Source organism: Sulfitobacter sp. 1A13496 (assembly GCF_043557225.1).
In the GTDB taxonomy this organism is placed as follows: domain Bacteria; phylum Pseudomonadota; class Alphaproteobacteria; order Rhodobacterales; family Rhodobacteraceae; genus Sulfitobacter; species Sulfitobacter faviae.
The window spans coordinates 38,632-54,457 of record NZ_JBIFFP010000004.1 but is presented as its reverse complement, the minus strand read 5'-3'; the positions used below and the strand labels follow the sequence as shown (position 1 = coordinate 54,457).

The 15,826-nt window shown below is 64.1% G+C and carries 14 protein-coding genes; 5 read left to right on the top strand and 9 right to left on the bottom strand.

Annotation, left to right across the window (positions count from 1 at the left end; all coding sequences use genetic code 11):
* The first annotated feature begins 94 nt into the window (after positions 1-94).
* From ACGYLX_RS10815 to ACGYLX_RS10805, 3 genes are read left to right on the top strand one after another with little or no spacing between them, the layout of a single operon-like run.
* Positions 95-1,084 carry a P1 family peptidase gene (locus ACGYLX_RS10815; protein WP_394449794.1) on the top strand — a complete coding sequence of 330 codons (990 nt, stop codon included), beginning with the start codon at positions 95-97 and terminating at the stop codon, positions 1,082-1,084.
* Positions 1,077-1,886: an alpha/beta fold hydrolase gene (locus ACGYLX_RS10810; protein ID WP_394449385.1), complete on the top strand. Its 810-nt coding sequence runs from the start codon at positions 1,077-1,079 to the stop codon at positions 1,884-1,886. The genes ACGYLX_RS10815 and ACGYLX_RS10810 overlap by 8 nt, the downstream gene beginning before the upstream one ends.
* Positions 1,883-3,250, top strand: coding sequence for a tetratricopeptide repeat protein (locus tag ACGYLX_RS10805; protein WP_394449382.1), 1,368 nt, complete (start codon positions 1,883-1,885; stop codon positions 3,248-3,250). The genes ACGYLX_RS10810 and ACGYLX_RS10805 overlap by 4 nt, the downstream gene beginning before the upstream one ends.
* A gap of 15 nt (positions 3,251-3,265) precedes the next feature.
* Here the strand turns inward: ACGYLX_RS10805 and ACGYLX_RS10800 are convergent, their stop codons facing one another.
* The 5 genes from ACGYLX_RS10800 to hemC all read right to left on the bottom strand — a co-directional run bounded on the left by ACGYLX_RS10800 (position 3,266) and on the right by hemC (position 9,782).
* Positions 3,266-3,955: a fumarylacetoacetate hydrolase family protein gene (locus tag ACGYLX_RS10800; RefSeq protein WP_067262780.1), complete on the bottom strand. Its 690-nt coding sequence runs from the start codon at positions 3,953-3,955 to the stop codon at positions 3,266-3,268.
* Positions 3,956-4,053: 98 nt separating this feature from the next.
* Entirely contained in the window at positions 4,054-5,763 is a 1,710-nt protein-coding gene (locus tag ACGYLX_RS10795) for a hydantoinase B/oxoprolinase family protein (RefSeq protein WP_394449379.1), read from the bottom strand.
* A gap of 4 nt (positions 5,764-5,767) precedes the next feature.
* Positions 5,768-7,843, bottom strand: a complete 2,076-nt coding sequence (locus ACGYLX_RS10790) for a hydantoinase/oxoprolinase family protein (RefSeq protein WP_394449376.1) — start codon at positions 7,841-7,843, stop codon at positions 5,768-5,770.
* Positions 7,844-7,905: 62 nt separating this feature from the next.
* Positions 7,906-8,838, bottom strand: a complete 933-nt coding sequence (locus ACGYLX_RS10785) for a LysR family transcriptional regulator (protein WP_394449373.1) — start codon at positions 8,836-8,838, stop codon at positions 7,906-7,908.
* Positions 8,835-9,782 (bottom strand): hydroxymethylbilane synthase, encoded by a 948-nt coding sequence (gene hemC / locus ACGYLX_RS10780; RefSeq protein WP_394449370.1) that lies wholly within the window; start codon positions 9,780-9,782, stop codon positions 8,835-8,837. The genes ACGYLX_RS10785 and hemC overlap by 4 nt, the downstream gene beginning before the upstream one ends.
* Positions 9,783-9,866: 84 nt before the next feature.
* On the opposite strand from hemC, the gene hemE reads away from it, so the two are divergent.
* Positions 9,867-10,907 (top strand): uroporphyrinogen decarboxylase, encoded by a 1,041-nt coding sequence (gene hemE / locus ACGYLX_RS10775; protein WP_394449367.1) that lies wholly within the window; start codon positions 9,867-9,869, stop codon positions 10,905-10,907.
* 240 nt (positions 10,908-11,147) lie between these two features.
* On the opposite strand, the gene hemF is transcribed toward hemE, so the two are convergent.
* Together hemF and idi are read right to left on the bottom strand one after the other, a co-directional pair.
* The gene (gene hemF / locus ACGYLX_RS10770) at positions 11,148-12,029 is read right to left on the bottom strand and encodes an oxygen-dependent coproporphyrinogen oxidase (RefSeq protein WP_209216943.1); all 882 of its coding nucleotides are present in this window, start codon (positions 12,027-12,029) and stop codon (positions 11,148-11,150) included.
* 18 nt (positions 12,030-12,047) lie between these two features.
* A complete protein-coding gene (idi, locus tag ACGYLX_RS10765) occupies positions 12,048-12,578 on the bottom strand; it encodes an isopentenyl-diphosphate Delta-isomerase (RefSeq protein WP_394449364.1) in 531 nt (176 codons plus the stop codon).
* A gap of 195 nt (positions 12,579-12,773) precedes the next feature.
* On the opposite strand from idi, the gene ACGYLX_RS10760 reads away from it, so the two are divergent.
* The gene (locus ACGYLX_RS10760) at positions 12,774-13,244 is read left to right on the top strand and encodes a c-type cytochrome (RefSeq protein WP_394408100.1); all 471 of its coding nucleotides are present in this window, start codon (positions 12,774-12,776) and stop codon (positions 13,242-13,244) included.
* Between the two features lie 58 nt (positions 13,245-13,302).
* Here ACGYLX_RS10760 and ACGYLX_RS10755 read toward each other — a convergent pair whose 3' ends face one another.
* Complete coding sequence (locus ACGYLX_RS10755; protein WP_394449361.1) at positions 13,303-14,448, bottom strand: iron-containing alcohol dehydrogenase; 1,146 nt, start codon at positions 14,446-14,448, stop codon at positions 13,303-13,305.
* 3 nt (positions 14,449-14,451) lie between these two features.
* On the bottom strand, positions 14,452-15,825 hold the full coding sequence (locus ACGYLX_RS10750; protein WP_394449358.1) for an aldehyde dehydrogenase family protein: 1,374 nt from the start codon (positions 15,823-15,825) through the stop codon (positions 14,452-14,454).
* Position 15,826: the final 1 nt, after the last annotated feature.

Sequence of the window (15,826 nt, the reverse complement as noted above, 5' to 3'; positions counted from 1 at the left end):
TCAACGCCGGAGTGACGATGCCCTTGTTAGCCCCCTGCCCCATGCGCACCCTTGCGGGGATGTTTCACGTGAAGAGCCTGCCATGAGCGCACCGATGCGTCCCGGCCCGCGCAACCTGATCACCGATGTGACGGGGCTGAAGGTGGGCAATGCGCAGGATGCGCGGCTGAAATCCGGCAGCACCGTGCTGATCGGCGACGCGCCCTTCACCGCCTCTGTCCACGTCATGGGCGGCGCGCCCGGCACGCGAGAGACAGACCTGCTGGCCCCCGACAAAACCGTCGCGGCGGTCGATGCGCTGGTGCTCTCGGGCGGCTCTGCTTATGGGCTGGATGCCTGTTCGGGGGTGGTGGATGCCCTACGCGCACAGGGCCGCGGCTTTCGCGTGGGGGACGCGCTGATCCCGCTGGTGCCCGGCGCGATCCTCTTCGATCTGCTGAACGGCGGCGATAAGGATTGGGCGCAGAACCCCTATGCCGATCTTGGCCGCCAAGCCTTGGAAGCGGCGGGCGAAGATTTTCAAATCGGGTCGGTCGGTGCGGGCACCGGGGCGCTGAGCGCGATGGTTAAAGGGGGCCTCGGCTCCGCCAGTTTGCAATTGCCAGATGGCAGCACGGTCGGCGCGCTTGTCGGGGCCAATCCGGTGGGGGCCGTCACCACCCCCGGCGACCGCTACTTCCACGCCGCCCCCTTTGAGATCGACAAAGAGTTCGGCGGGCTGGGGCCGGACCCATCCGCCGGGTTGGGGCTGAGCTTCGAGAGCCGCAAAATGGCGGCCATGTCGGCCCGCGCCAATACCACCATCGCCATCGTCGCCACCGACGCGACGCTGACCAAGGCCGAATGCCAGCGCGTCGCCGTGGCGGCCCATGACGGCATCGCCCGCGCCGTGGTGCCTGCGCATATGCCCAATGACGGCGATCTGGTCTTCTCTCTCTCGACCGCGGCGCGGCCTGCGGGGGATGTGGCGATGATCGGCCATGCCGCGGCCCTCTGCCTGTCGCGCGCCATCGCCCGCGCCATCTATGCGGCCACCCCCGCCGATGGGGATCTTTTGCCTTGTTGGAGCACGTTGAATGCCTGATCTGCCCCTCTCCGATATCTCACTTCATTACGAGGTCGACGGGCGCGGCCCGCCGCTTTTGATGCTGGCCGGGATGCTGAGCGACAGCGCGAGTTGGGGCGCTTTGGCCCCTTTGCTTTCCGATCACTTCACCCTGATCCGGCCCGACAACCGCAGCACCGGGCGCACAACCCCTTGGGATGCTGAAACCTCTGTCGCGCAGATGGCGCGGGATGCGCTGGCGCTGATGGATCATCTGGGGCATGAGACCTTTCACGTCGTCGGCCATTCGATGGGCGGGCTAATGGCGATGGAGCTTTTTGGGCTTGCGCCGGATCGCATCCGAGCGTTGAGCATCCTCGCCTCTGCCCCGGTTCGCGCCCCCCGGACCATGGCAGTCTTTGATGCGCTGCTCGCCGTGCGCCGCGCGCCGGAAGGGGAGCAGCTTTGGCTGCGCGCGCTCTACCCTTGGATTTTCGCCCCCGGTTTCTTCACTGATCCTGACAATACCGAGGCCGCCCTCGCCGCAGCGCTAGCCTATCCCCATGCGCAGAGTGCGGATGCCATGGCCCATCAACTCGAAGCGCTGCGCGGTTTCCGCCCCACGGTACGGCCCGCTGAGCTGACCTGTCCGACCCAAGTGCTCCACGGGGCCGAAGACCTGCTGATCCCCCGCGCCGCCGCCGAGCAGGCTTTTGCGGAGATCCCAAATGTGACCCAGACCACCCTGCCCGAGGCGGGCCATTCGATCCATTGGGACGCCGCCGAGGCCGTCGCCCAACATCTGCGCCAATTCCACGACACCGCCGGAGACCCGAGATGACACAAGACCTTTACGGATTGGAAACCTCTACTGACCGCCCGGAAACCTTGCAGGCGATCAATGACTTCATCCACGGTTTCCTGTCCTATCAACCCAAGGCCGCGGGCATCATCGCCGCCGCCGATGCCGACCTCGACGGCCCGCTGGTCAATGCCTATGCCGCGCTCTTGTGGATGTTCCTCGAACACCCCATCGCCCCTGAGAAGGCCCGCCCCTATCTGGACCGCGCCAAGGCAGCCCCCGGCGCCAATGCTCGCGAACAAGAAGTGATCCGCGCCGTTGGGCATTGGATCGACGGCGATGTGCCCGCCCTTGTCGCCGCCTGTGATGCCATCACCGATAAATGGCCGCGCGATCTGGCGATGCTGAAACTGGCGCAATACCACCTGTTCAACACCGGCGATGCCGCAGGCATGTTGCGCCTAGCGTTGAAATCCCTGCCCGAGGCCGAAGACATCGCCTATACCCACGGCATGATCGCCTTTGGTTATGAGCAATGCCATCTGCTCGACCGGGCCGAGGCTGCTGCCCGCCGGGCGATGGAATTGCGCCATGATGAGCCTTGGGCGCATCACGCGCTGGCCCATGTGATGCTAACGCAAGGCCGCGTCGCCGAAGGCGCGCGTTTCATGGAAAGCGTGGCCGAGACATGGAGCGATCTGAACTCCTTCATGCGGAGCCACAATTGGTGGCATCTGGCGCTGTTCTACCTGTCGCAGGGCCGTCACGACGATGTGCGCGCCGCCTATGACCAGCATATCTGGGGGCTGGAAAAGGACTATTCCCAAGACCAAGTCGGCGCCGTGTCCCTGCTGGCGCGGATGGAATTCGCGGGTGTCGATGTGGGCGATCGTTGGGGCGATGTGGCCGATCATGTGGCGGCGCGGGGGGCGGATACGGTGAGCCCCTTCCTCACGCTACAATATCTCTATGCCCTTTGCCGCACCGGGCGGCCCGAGGCGGCAGAGATGCTCAACGCGATCAACGCACGCGCGAGTGAGACTGCCGCCCATGACCACGCTGCATGGGCCGAGGTCGCGCTGCCCGCCGCCCGGGGCATCGCCGCCCAAGCCAAGGGGGAGTGGGCCACGGCGATCCGCGAGCTTGGCATGGCCCTGCCCCGCATGGCCGAATGTGGCGGCAGCCATGCGCAGCGTGACCTGTTCGAGCAAATCCACCTCGACGCGCTGGTGCGCGATGGCCGGGCCTCTGCCGCGCAGCAGGTGCTTGAGATGCGCCGGACCTATGACCCCGATGGCGTGCCACTGAACCGGATGCTGGGCGAGGTCTATGAAAAGACCGGCCTGCCCGATCTGGCGGCCCAAGCCCGCGCGCGGGCCGAACGCACGCTGGCCGGGGCCTAGACCGAGCCGCGCACTTTAGGCGCGCGGGCCGACGGTGACTTCGAACTCGGAGATGCCGTCGACCCCCCCGGTGATCACATCACCGGGCTGCACCGCCGCGACACCGGCAGGCGTGCCGGTCATGATGATGTCACCCGGTGCCAAGGTCACGGCCTGCGACAGGGTGGCGGTATGCTCCCGCACCGACCAGATCATCTGCGACAGATCGGCCTCCTGCTTCATCTCGCCATTCACCGCGAGCCAAAGGCGGCCCTTCTCGACCGAGGGGACATCGGCCATGGGCAGGATCGGCGCGATGGGCGCGGAGTTGTCAAAGGCCTTGGACCAGTCCCACGGGCGGCCCATCTTCTTGGCCTGCGCCTGAAGATCGCGGCGGGTGAAATCAATGCCCACCGAGGCGCCCCAAATGTGATCCATCACATCCGCTTCCGCGATATTCGCGCCGCCCTTACCGATGGCGATGACAAGCTCGGCCTCAAAGTGGAAATCCTCCGTCAGCGGCGGATAGGGCACGGTGCAGGGTGTATCGAGCGTGGCATCGGCGGGCTTGGTGAAAAAGAACGGCGGGTCGCGCATGTCATTGCCCATCTCAAGCACATGCGCCTCATAGTTGCGGCCCACGCAAAAGACACGGCGCACCGGAAAACGGTCGCTGGTGCCTTGAACGGCAAGGCTGCTTTGCTTGGGGGGATCAATCACATACATCACGGGTGTTCCTTTTGGCATAATGCCGCCAAGGAACACCCGCGCTTTGTAACAGTCAATAACCCCTTGCGCTTATAAGCCTTTGAGCGGCCACTCTTTCACAGTTCGGCGCCTTTGCGGATGGCCTCTTGCACCTCGGCGATCTCCTTGGCGCTCAGACCATAGTCCGCTGCCGCCACCTCGGCGCTTATGTAGCCGCGCAAAAGGTCGCGTTTGACCTGCGCTTTGGGGCGTTCCTCGGCGGGGCCGTAGCCGGCGCCGCCCGGGAAGGCCATCAGCACCTTCGCCCCATGTGGCACGAACTGTTTGCCCTTGCCGCGCATCGGCGTGCCGTCATCGCGGGCGATGGTGGTGGGCGCGCCGGGATTGCCGCCCTGCCGCCCGCGCGCGGGGTGATCGACGCGGTCGAACATGGCCTGCATGTCGAACTCATGCCCCTCGCGCGCGCCGACTTCCATATATTGCCCCAGCCCGCCGCGCTGGCGGCCCGCGCCGCCGCTGTCGGGGCGCAATTCCTTGCGCCAGATGACGACGGGACCGGCCTGTTCGGTGGCCTCCACCGGCATGGTCATCACGCCCGAGGGGAAGGCCGTGGCATTGAGCCCGTCGTGCTCTGGCCGCGCGCCCGAGCCGCCTGAGTTGAAGGTCAGCACCTCGGCCCGGCGCGCGCCTGCGGGGGCTTTTGCATCGGTGCGGGGGCGCAGGCTGACTTGGAAGTTGCACAGACACCCCGCCCCCTCGGCTGGGACGAGGTTCGGCAGAATCTGATCCAGCGCCGCATAGACCGTGTCGGGCACGAAATGGCCCACGATATGCCGCAGCGCCACGGGTGCGGGGTGCACGGCGTTGACGATGGTATCCTCGGGCGCGGTGATCCGGAACGGCTCCAGCGAAGCGGCGTTGTTCGGGATCTCCGGCGCGATGGCGCATTTCAGCGCGTAGCAGGCATAGGCCTTTGTATAGACCAGCGGGCAGTTGATGCCCTTCTTGTCGATCCCGCTGGTGCCCGCGAAATCCGACAGGATGTGGTCTTCCGCGATGCTCACCGTGACCTTCAGCGTGATGGGCGTGTCGAACCCGTCGATGGTCATCTCGCCTGTCGCCTGCTGGCGCGGAAGGGCGGCGATGCGCTCCAGCGTTGCGCGGCGGGAATTGTCGAGGATGAAGCTCGCGATGCCGGTGAGATCGTCGAGGGCGAATTCCTCCATCATGTCGATGAGGCGGCGGTGGCCGATTTCGTTGCAGGTGGTCAGCGCGTAGATATCGCCGATCAGCTGGTCTGGTTCGCGCACGTTGCCGCGGATGATCCGCACCAGCGTCTCGTCGACCTTGCCCGCATCGGCGAACTTCATGATCGGCAGATAGAGCCCTTCCTCGTAGACGCTCGCCGCATCCGCGCCAAACCCGCGCCCGCCGATGTCGACGATATGCGCGGTGCAGGCGAAGAACCCCACAAGCTTGCCGCGATGGAACGACGGCGTGACCATGGTAATGTCATGCAGGTGACCGGTGCCCTCCCAAGGGTCATTGGTGATATAGACATCGCCTTCGAGGATGTTCTGCCGTCCGATCCGGCGGATGAAATGCGCCACCGCGTCGGCCATGGCGTTGACATGGCCGGGCGTGCCGGTGACCGCCTGCGCCAGCATCTGCCCATCAGTGTCATAAACCCCCGCGGAAAGGTCCCCGGCCTCGCGCACCGAGGTCGAGAAGGCCGTGCGCACCAGCGCCTGCGCCTGTTCCTCGACCACCGAGATGAGACGGTTCCACATGACCTGATAGGCGACGTTGGAATGTGTCTGTGCCATGTCCTTACCCTTTCTCGGTGATGTCGATGCAGCCGTCGGGCTGGCAGATCGCCCGGCGCGAGGCGGGCAGGATGATTGTCGTCTCATCCTCGGTGATGGCGGCGGGCCCTTCGGCGGTCTGGCCCGGGGCCATCTGCCCGCGCAGCACGACGTCGGCCTCGCAGTACTCAGAAAGCGCCGGGTCGAAAATGCGCCGTGTTAGAGCCACATCCGCCGCCGCACCCGGGCTCTGTTCCGCAGTGCGCGTGACCTCTTCGGGCGGAGTGGTGGCATTGACCGACCAAACCGTGATCTCGATGTCCAAGCCCTCTACGGTGCGACCGAAAAGCTTGGCGTAATCGGCCTCGAACAAGGCCTCGAAACGCGCGGCATCGGGGTTCAGCGCGTCCGCCTCGTCCAGCACGATGGGGATCTCCCAACCCTGCCCGCTGTAGCGCATGTAGACCTTATATTCAGACAGAATCTCGGCCCCGGCATCGCAGTTGCGGACAAAGCCCGTGGCCTCGTCACGCAGTTCCGCCAGCAGCGCCTTGATGCGGGTCGCGTCGAAGTCCGACAGCTTCATGTAGACCGAGCGGTTGGCCTCGAAGCTGAAAGGCGCGCGCAGGAACCCGATGGCCGAGCCGACCCCGGCACCGGGCGGCACCAGCAGACGCTCGACCCCGAGCTTCTCGCAGAGCCGCCCAGCATGCAGCGGGGCCGCGCCGCCGAAGGCGATCATCGTGTAGTCGCTGAGGTCTTCGCCGTTCTCCACCGCATGCACGCGCGCGGCATTGGCCATGTTCTCGTCCACCACCTCGGCCAGACCGAAGGCGGCGGTGGCAGCGTCCATGTCGAGCTCTTGCCCGATGACCTGGCTCAGCGCCATCTCGGAATTGCCGGTCTCGAGCCGGATCGAACCGCCGGCAAAATTGTCGGGATCGAGTTTGCCAAGCACCAGATCGGCATCGGTCACCGCGGGCTTCTGACCGCCGCGCCCGTAACAGGCCGGCCCAGGCTCGGAGCCCGCGCTTTCCGGCCCCACGCGGATCTGCCGCATGGCGTCCACATGGGAAAGGCTGCCGCCGCCTGCGCCAATCTCGACCATGTCGATCACCGGAATCGAGATCGGCATGCCGGAGCCTTTCTTGAAGCGATAGGTCCGCGCCACCTCGAAGACCCGGCTGGTCTTTGGCGTCTGATTCTTGATCAGGCAGATCTTGGCCGTGGTGCCGCCCATGTCAAAGCTCAGCACTTTGTCGAGCCCGTAGCGCGCGGCGATATTGGCGGCAAAGACCGCCCCACCCGCTGGGCCCGACTCCACCAGCCGCACCGGGAATTCGGCGGCGCTTTCGATCGAGATGATGCCGCCGCCCGAATGCATCAGGAAGATGTTGCAGGAGACGCCCTCCTCCTGCAGGCGCCCTTCGAGCCGTCCGAGGTAACTCTTCATCAGCGGCTTGATATAGGCATTGGCAACCACGGTGTTGAACCGCTCATACTCGCGCATCTGTGGAGAGACCTCGGAGGAGATCGAGACCATGACACCGGGCAGACGCTCTTCCAGCACCTCGCGGACCATGCGTTCATGCGCGTCGTTCAGATAGGAATGGATCAGCCCGACCGCGACGCTTTCATAACCCGCTTCGGCGATGCGGTCCGCCAGCGCCTCGACCTCGGTGCGGTCGAGCGGGTGCAGAACCGCCCCGGTGGCATCGACACGCTCTTCCACCGTGTAGCGCATCTGGCGCGGCAGCAGCGGCTCGGGCAGGTTGAGGTTGAGGTCATATTGCTCAAACCGGCTTTCGGTGCGCATTTCGATCACGTCACGGAAGCCTTGGGTGGTGATCAGCGCGGTCTTGGCGCCGCGCCGCTCGATCAGCGCGTTGGTCGCCAGCGTGGTGCCGTGGATGATCTGCGTGAGATCGGCGGGCGTGATCCCGGCCTTGGCGCAGACCTGATGCATCCCGTCGATGATCGCGTTCTCGGGCGCGGCATAGGTGGTCAGCACCTTGGTCGAGAAACTCTCGCCGCCCTTTTCCAGCACCACGTCGGTGAAGGTGCCGCCGATGTCTACGCCCAGTCGGATGGTTGATGCCATGTCTCACTCCTCTTTGGGCGCAGGATAGGGGTTGGCACAGCATCGGTGCAAATTATTATATTCTATGGGTGTGAAAGGTTTTTTCGATCCTCGACATCGAAGCTTCGGGCGCAGTCGCGGGCCAGTTCAGCGGCGCGGGCGACATAGGCGGGCGTGCGATCCGCGTGATAACGCGCGGCGACTTGCAAGGGACGCGGGTGCCACGCGGCGGGCAGAATCCGCAGCGCCCCATCGGCCAGCGCGGCTGCCACCATCACACGCGGCATCACGGCAACGCCCATCCCGTCGAGCACCATGTTCATCGCCGCCGACAGGCTGCTGGAGGGCACCAAACGGGCCTTGGGGGCAGTCGAGCCATCGAAATGGCCGATCAGATCAGAATGAGCCTGCGTATGCCGCGCATGGCCCAGCACCGGATGGCGCAGCATGGCGTCGAAGTCGGGCGCGGGGCCGATCTGGGCGGCCAATTCCGGCGCGGCCACCCAGATGTAGTCATAGGTCGCCAGATCCAGCTGCCCGCTCGCCGGGGTCGAGAAGGGTGCGGTTTGCAGGGTCAGGTCGAGCGCATGAGCGGCAAGCTCCTGATCCAGATCGCGCGAGAGATCGACGGTAAGTTCGACAGTGAGATTGGGATAGGCATCGGCCAGCGCGCGCAGAAAGGGACGCAGCCATGTGCTGGCAACCACTTCGGTCACCCCAAGGCGCAGGCTGTCGTCGATCAGATCGGGCCGCGCGGCGGTCTCGACCAGCGCTTCGGCTTCGCGCAGCACACGGCGGGCTTGGGTCAGCAGCGCGCTGCCTTTTTCGGTGAGCCGGATCGACCCGGCATCGCGCTGCATCAGGGTGACGCCCAAGGTTGCCTCCAGCCCCGAAATCCGGGCCGAGATATTGGGCTGTGTCGTGTTCAGATGCGCGGCGGCGCGGCGGAAACTGCCAAGGTCTGCGACCCAGATCAGCGCTTCAAGCTGTTTCAGCGTGAAGAGATTGCCGATCATTCGCGCCAGTCAAAGAAACCCGGTCCGGCCTCGGCCAGAAGCTTGCGGGCCATCGCCTCGCCCGCCGCGGCGCCATCGGAAATGGCGCAGGTCACGTCATCGCCGATGGCATCAGACCCGTCGGGGCGCAGCACCTGACCGCGCAGGCGCATCTCGCTGCCGTTGAGTTCGGCCAGACCGGCGATGGGTGTCTCGCAAGAGCCATCTAGGGTGGCGAGGAACGCGCGTTCGGCGGCAAGCTGTTCGCCAGTCTTGCGGTCATGGATCGCCGAAAGCATCTCGGCGGCGCGGCTGTCGTCCTCGCGCCGCTCAACCCCAATGGCGCCCTGCGCGATGGCGGGAAGCATGTCGTCGGGGTCCACGGCGGCCTGCGGCACGTCGTCCATTTGCAAGCGGTTCAGCCCTGCCATGGCGAGGAAGGTCGCCTCCGCCACACCGTCATCCAGCTTCTTCAACCGGGTTTGCAAGTTGCCGCGGAATTCGACGACTTCCAGATCCGGGCGGCGCAGTTTCACCTGCGCGCGGCGGCGCAGGCTGGAGGTGCCGACGACCGCGCCTTCGGGCAGATCGGCAATGGATTTCAGATGCGGCGAGATGAAAGCATCGCGGCAATCTTCGCGCGGCAGATAGGTGTCGATCAGCAGCCCCTCGGGTTGCAGCGTCGGCATGTCCTTCATCGAATGCACCGCGATGTCGATGGAGCCGTCCAGCAAAGCGGCCTCGATCTCGCGGGTGAACAGACCCTTGCCGCCGATCTCTTTCAGCGGGCGGTCGATGATCTTGTCGCCCGTGGTCTTGATCACGACGATTGTGAAAGCCTCGAACGGCAGATCGAAGGCGGCGGCGAGCCGGTCGCGCACCTCATTCGCCTGCGCGAGCGCCAGAAGCGATCCGCGTGTGCCGATGTTGAGAGGCCGGGCCGGGGTGGGAAGCTGATACGTCATGACGCATCCCTACCCCCGTCGACATGAACTGACAACTGCTGTACCTGCGCTACCTACGGGTTTGCCACAAATAGGAACGCCACAATGACTGCGAATAAGACCATCCTGCGCGCCCTTGCGGGCGAAACCCTGCCGACACCGCCAATCTGGATGATGCGGCAAGCCGGGCGCTACCTGCCCGAGTATCGCGAGACCCGGGCCGAGGCGGGCGATTTCCTGTCGCTGTGCTACAACCCGGAACTGGCCGCCGAGGTGACGTTGCAGCCGATCCGCCGCTATGGTTTCGACGCCTCGATCCTTTTCGCCGACATTCTATTGGTACCGCAGGCGCTTGGCGCCGATCTGTGGTTCGTCACCGGAGAGGGGCCGCGTCTGTCGACGATCACCACCAAGGCCGAGATGGAAGCGCTGAAACCGGCGGACGCCATTCACGACCACCTCTCCCCGATTTACGAGACTGTGCGCATCCTGTCGCGCGAACTGCCCGAAGAGACGACGCTCATCGGTTTTGCGGGCGCGCCTTGGACGGTGGCGACCTATATGATCGCGGGCAAAGGCACGCCGGATCAGGGGCCAGCCCATGCGCTAAAGGACGAGAACCCCGAGGTGTTCGATGCGCTGATGGAGCGGATCACGCTGGCGACGATCGAATACCTCGACATGCAGATCAAGGCGGGAGCCGAGGTGGTAAAGCTCTTCGACAGCTGGGCCGGATCGCTGGAAGGCACGGATTTCGACCGCTATTCGACAGAGCCGCTGCGCCAGATCATCAGCGCGCTGAAGGCGCGTCATCCGGGCGTGCCCGTGATCGCCTTCCCGCGTGGAGCCGGGGCGCGTTTCGCCAATCTACATGCCGCCACCGGGGCGGACTGTATCGCCGTCGACGACGGCGTGAGCGCGGAGTGGGTGGCCGAACATGTGCAGCCGCATGGCTGTGTGCAGGGCAACCTGAAATCCTCGTATATGGTGACGGGTGGGGATGCGCTGGTGCAGGAGACACGGGCGATTTGCGATGCGCTGTCGAAGGGGCCGCATATCTTCAATCTCGGGCATGGGATCACGCCGGATGCGGATCCGGAGAATGTGCAGTTGATGATTGATACGGTGCGCGGGACGCGGGGGTAAGACCTAGCCACATGTGATGAGGGCCATCGCCTGCCCGCGGGTCGGCGATGCGACGCTGGTTCATACCACTTTATGGTTCAACCATGATGTGTGTCCGACACGGGGCGCCCAGCATCACCAAATCGCCTACCCGTCCGGGCGGGCAGGCGATGGCCCGGCGCCTGCGGCTTGAATCCGGGCCAAGGTGGTAACCGTCACCGCTCGGTCTCGCCGAGACTTGGTTCCGGGACTAGGTTCTGCTTACACCCACTTCGCCATCGGCGGCAGGCTCATCAGCACAGCGTCCGGATCATGCCCCGTCTCCAGACCAAACTTCGTCCCCCGGTCATAGACAAGGTTATACTCAGCATAGATCCCCCGGTGCCGCAGTTGCACGTCCTTGTCGTCCATGTCCCACGGCATCTCGCGCCGTTTGTCGACCACGGGCACATAGGCGGGCAGGAACGCGCGGCCCACATCCTGTGTCAGCGCAAAATCCGCCTCCCAGTCGCCGCTGTTGCGGTCATCGTAAAAGATGCCACCCACACCCCGCGCGCGTTTGCGATGGGGGATGTAGAAATACTCATCCGCCCAAGCCTTCAACTCATCATAGAGCGTGGCCCCATGCGGATCGCAGGCGGCCTTCATTTCGGCATGGAAATGGTCGGTGTCCTCGTCATACTCGATACAAGGGTTCAGGTCGGCCCCACCGCCGAACCACCATGCATGGGGGGTCCAGAACATGCGGGTGTTCATATGCACCGCAGGCACATGTGGGTTTTGCATATGCGCGACCAGACTGATGCCCGAGGCCCAGAAACGCGGGTCTTCGGCCATGCCGGGCAGCCCCTTGCGCGCGGCCATGGCGGCCTGCGCCCGCTCGCCCAACTCGCCGTAGACGGTGGAGATATTCACACCCACCTTCTCGAACACACGGCCTCCGCGCATGACGGACATCTCACCGCCACCTGCGTCCGATCCATCGGGGGCAGTGCGGGTGGTGTTGCTGACCACGAAACGCCCGGCCTCTTCCTCGCCCACATGACGCGCTTCGATGTCGTGGAACGCCTGAACGATATCATCGCGAAGCTTGCGGAACCAATCCGCCGCGCGTGTCTTTTGGTCTTGCATGTCGTCGGTCATCTCTGGCCCGCCTTTCTGTTATTCCATCGCCCCGCCGCCAAGGATCAGACCTTCGTGTTCGGCCATGTAAATCCGCAGCCAAGGCGTATATGCATCGGGATGCTGCGCGAGGTCGGCATGTAGATCGCCAAGGGTAATCCAGCGGGTCGCCATCACTTCGTCAGGGTTTTCCATGATCGTCAGATCCGGCGCGGCATGGGCGAGATAGACCTCGACCACCTCATGTTCGATCAGCCCGCCGCCGACATCGGCGCGGTATTCGACCCGGCCCCGGTGCTGCAAGGCCAGCCCGGTGATCCCCAACTCTTCGTCCAAACGCCGCGCGGCGCAGTCCTCGGGCGGCTCGCTCCAATGCGGATGCGTGCAGCAGGTGTTCGCCCATAGACCGGGGGTGTGATATTTGCCAAGCGCGCGCTGCTGCATCAGCAGCTTGCCGTCGGAGATGACAAAGACCGAAACCGCCATATGCCGCAAACCGCGTTCATGCGCGGCGAGCTTTTCGACCGGTTGCAGGGTGCCGTCGACCCAGGCGGGGACCATGATCTCCATCAGATGCGGCTTACCGTTGTGTTCATCTCACCCTCGGCGCAGAAGAAATTCACCGGCAGTTATCGGGGGATTTCCCCCTAGTCTCAACCGCTAACCGGCCCGCCCTGCGCCCGTGCTACCTTTTGGCGCAGTGAACATCCTTTACCCCTTCGCCCCAAACGCTAGTTTCAAGCCAGACAGACAAAGGAACTCACAATGAACATGCGTATCGCGTCGATCTTCGCCATCTGCCTTGGGGCCACGCCCCTTTGGGCGGAAAGCCATGCCTCCGGTGACGCCGAAGCCGGGGAAAAGGTCTTTCGTAAATGCAAAAGCTGCCACATGATCTCGGATGATGAGGGCAACGATATCCAAAAAGGGGGCCGAACGGGGCCGAACCTATATGGGATCTACAACCGTGTGGCGGGTTCCGTCGAAGACTACCGCTATGGCGATTCCATCGTGGCTGCGGGCGAAGCCGGGCTGACATGGGACGAAGAGAGTTTCACAGGCTACGTCGCCGACCCCAAGGGGTTTCTGGCCGAGTATCTTGATACGAAACGGGCCAAGTCGAAAATGTCTTACCGTCTGAGAGACGAAGAAGACGCGAAAGACGTTTGGGCCTATCTGGTCTCCGTCGGGCCGGAGGTGACCGAAACCGAAGCGGCGGCAGAGGCAACCGAGTAATTCGCGCATTCAGCGCAATGCGAAAGGGGGGCCATCTGGCCCCCCTTTTTGTTTCAGATCAGAAGCAGTCGCGCAGCAGCTGCGTGACGTTTTCTTTGGTAAGCTCAATGGGGTTGCCGCCGCAGCTTGGGTCTTGCAGGGCCGAGGCCACCAGCGCGTCGATGTCGGGGTCGGTCACCCCAAGGGCGGTCAGCGAGCTGGGGATGTTCAACTCTTCGTTCAGCTTGCCAACGAAATCATAGAACCCGTCAAAGCCGCCGACGATATCGAGATAGGCCGCCGCCTTGGCTAGACGCTCTTCAATTGCGGGGCGGTTCATGCGCAGAACCGGCTGCATGACCACGGCATTGGTGGTGCCGTGATGCGTGTGATGCACCGCGCCAATCGGGTGGCTGATGGCGTGAATGGCACCCAGACCCTTTTGGAACGCTGTGGCGCCCATGGCAGCGGCAGACATCATATGGCCGCGCGCCTCAAGATCACTGCCATCGGCATAGGCGCGAGGCAGATATTCCTTGACCAGACGCATCCCTTCCAGCGCCATGCCTTGGCTCATCGGATGGTAATGCGGCGAGCAGAAGGCCTCCAGACAATGGGCAAAAGCGTCCATCCCGGTGCCTGCGGTGATCATCGGCGGCATGCCGACGGTCAGCTCTGGGTCGCAGATCACGACGGCGGGCAGCATTTTGGGGTGGAAGATAATCTTTTTCTCGTGGGTCTGGGAATTGGTGATGACGCTGGCGCGACCGACTTCCGACCCCGTACCGGCTGTCGTCGGCACGGCCACGATGGGCGCGATGCCGTCCGCATCGGCGCGGGTCCACCAATCGCCGATATCCTCAAAATCCCACAGCGGCCGGGTTTGACCGGACATGAAGGCGATGACCTTGCCCAGATCGAGGCCCGAACCGCCGCCGAAAGCGATCACACCGTCATGGCCGCCGTCGCGGTAGACCTTGATGCCCGCTTCGGCGTTCACTTCAGTCGGGTTCGGGTCAACATCCGAAAACATCGCGCGGCCAAGGCCCGCGGCGTCCATCAGGTCCAGCGTGGCTTGGGTGATCGGCAGATAGGCGAGCCCTTTGTCGGTGACCAGAAGCGGTTTTTTGATCCCGGCGGCGGCGCAGGCCTCGGCAATCTCGGCAATGCGGCCTGCGCCGAAACGAATGGCGGTGGGGTAAGACCAATTGGCAGTCAGGGACATGTCTCAGGCTTTCTTGAGGTGGTAGGATTTGGGGCGTGTCAGCGCGTGATAGCCCAGTTCAGACAGGCCCGCGCCGCGCCCGGTTTGCTTGCAACCGGTCCAGCAGAGCGCCGGGTCGAGGTAGTCGGCGCGGTTCATAAAGACGGTGCCGGCTTCCAGCCGCGGGCCGATGGCCTCGGCGGCCTCTGCATCGGCGGTGAAGATCGCCGCGGTGAGGCCAAACTGGCTGTCGTTCATCAGCGCGATGGCTTCTTCATCGTCTTTGACCGGCATGATGCCGACGACGGGGCCGAAGCTTTCATCACGCATGACGCGCATCTCGTGGGACACATCGGTGAGGATCTGCGGCGTGAGGTAAGCACCGCCATCATCGGCGGGCATCTTTTCGATATGGGCCTTGGCACCTGCGGCCAGCGCTTCGTCGATCTGCGCGCGGACCTCGTTGGCGAAGCGGACATTGGCCATCGGGCCGAGCGTCGTGGCTTCTTCCAACGGGTTGCCGAGGTTGAGGTTGTTCACCCAAGCCACGGCCTTTTCGACGAAAGCGTCATAGAGGCTTTCATGCACGTAGATCCGTTCGATCCCGCAGCAGCATTGGCCCGCGTTGAACATTGCGCCGTCCATCACACCGTCGACTGCCGCGTCGAGATTGGCATCCGCGCGGACATAGGCGGGGTCTTTGCCGCCCAATTCGGTCGCCACGCCTGTAAAGGTGCCCGCCGCCGCGCGCTCCATCGCCTGACCGCCGCCGACAGAGCCGGTGAAGTTCACGAAATCGAACGCATTGTCGGCGATCAGCGCCGAGGTGGTGTCATGGCTCAGCACAACGTTCTGGAACACGTCTTCTGGCACGCCAGCGGCGCGGTAGGCATCGGCCAGATGTTCGCCGACCAAAATGGTCTGCGAGGCGTGTTTCAAGATCACCGAATTGCCCGCGATCAGCGCAGGCGCGATGGTGTTGTTCGCGGTCATATAGGGGTAGTTCCACGGCGCCACGACAAAGACCACGCCATGCGGTTCGCGCATGATCTTGCGCGAAAAGGCCGCGCTGTCTTCGATCACCGTGGGCGCAAGCGCCTCGCTGGCGATCTTGGCCATGTGGCTGGTGCGTTCCTGCAAACCGCCAAACTCACCGCCATAGCGCACCGGGCGGCCCATCTGATGGGCCAGCTCGGTTGTCATCCGGTCGGTCGAATTCTCGATCTCTTTCAACGCGCCCATCACCAGATCAACGCGTTCCTGCAAGGGCCGCGCGGCCCATGCCTTCTGCGCTTTGCGGACGCGGGCCACAGCCTCAAGCGCCGCATCGTTGCTTAGGGTTTCGCGTTCCGCATAGACCGAACCGTCAATCGGAGAGATACATTTTACCGTCGTCATT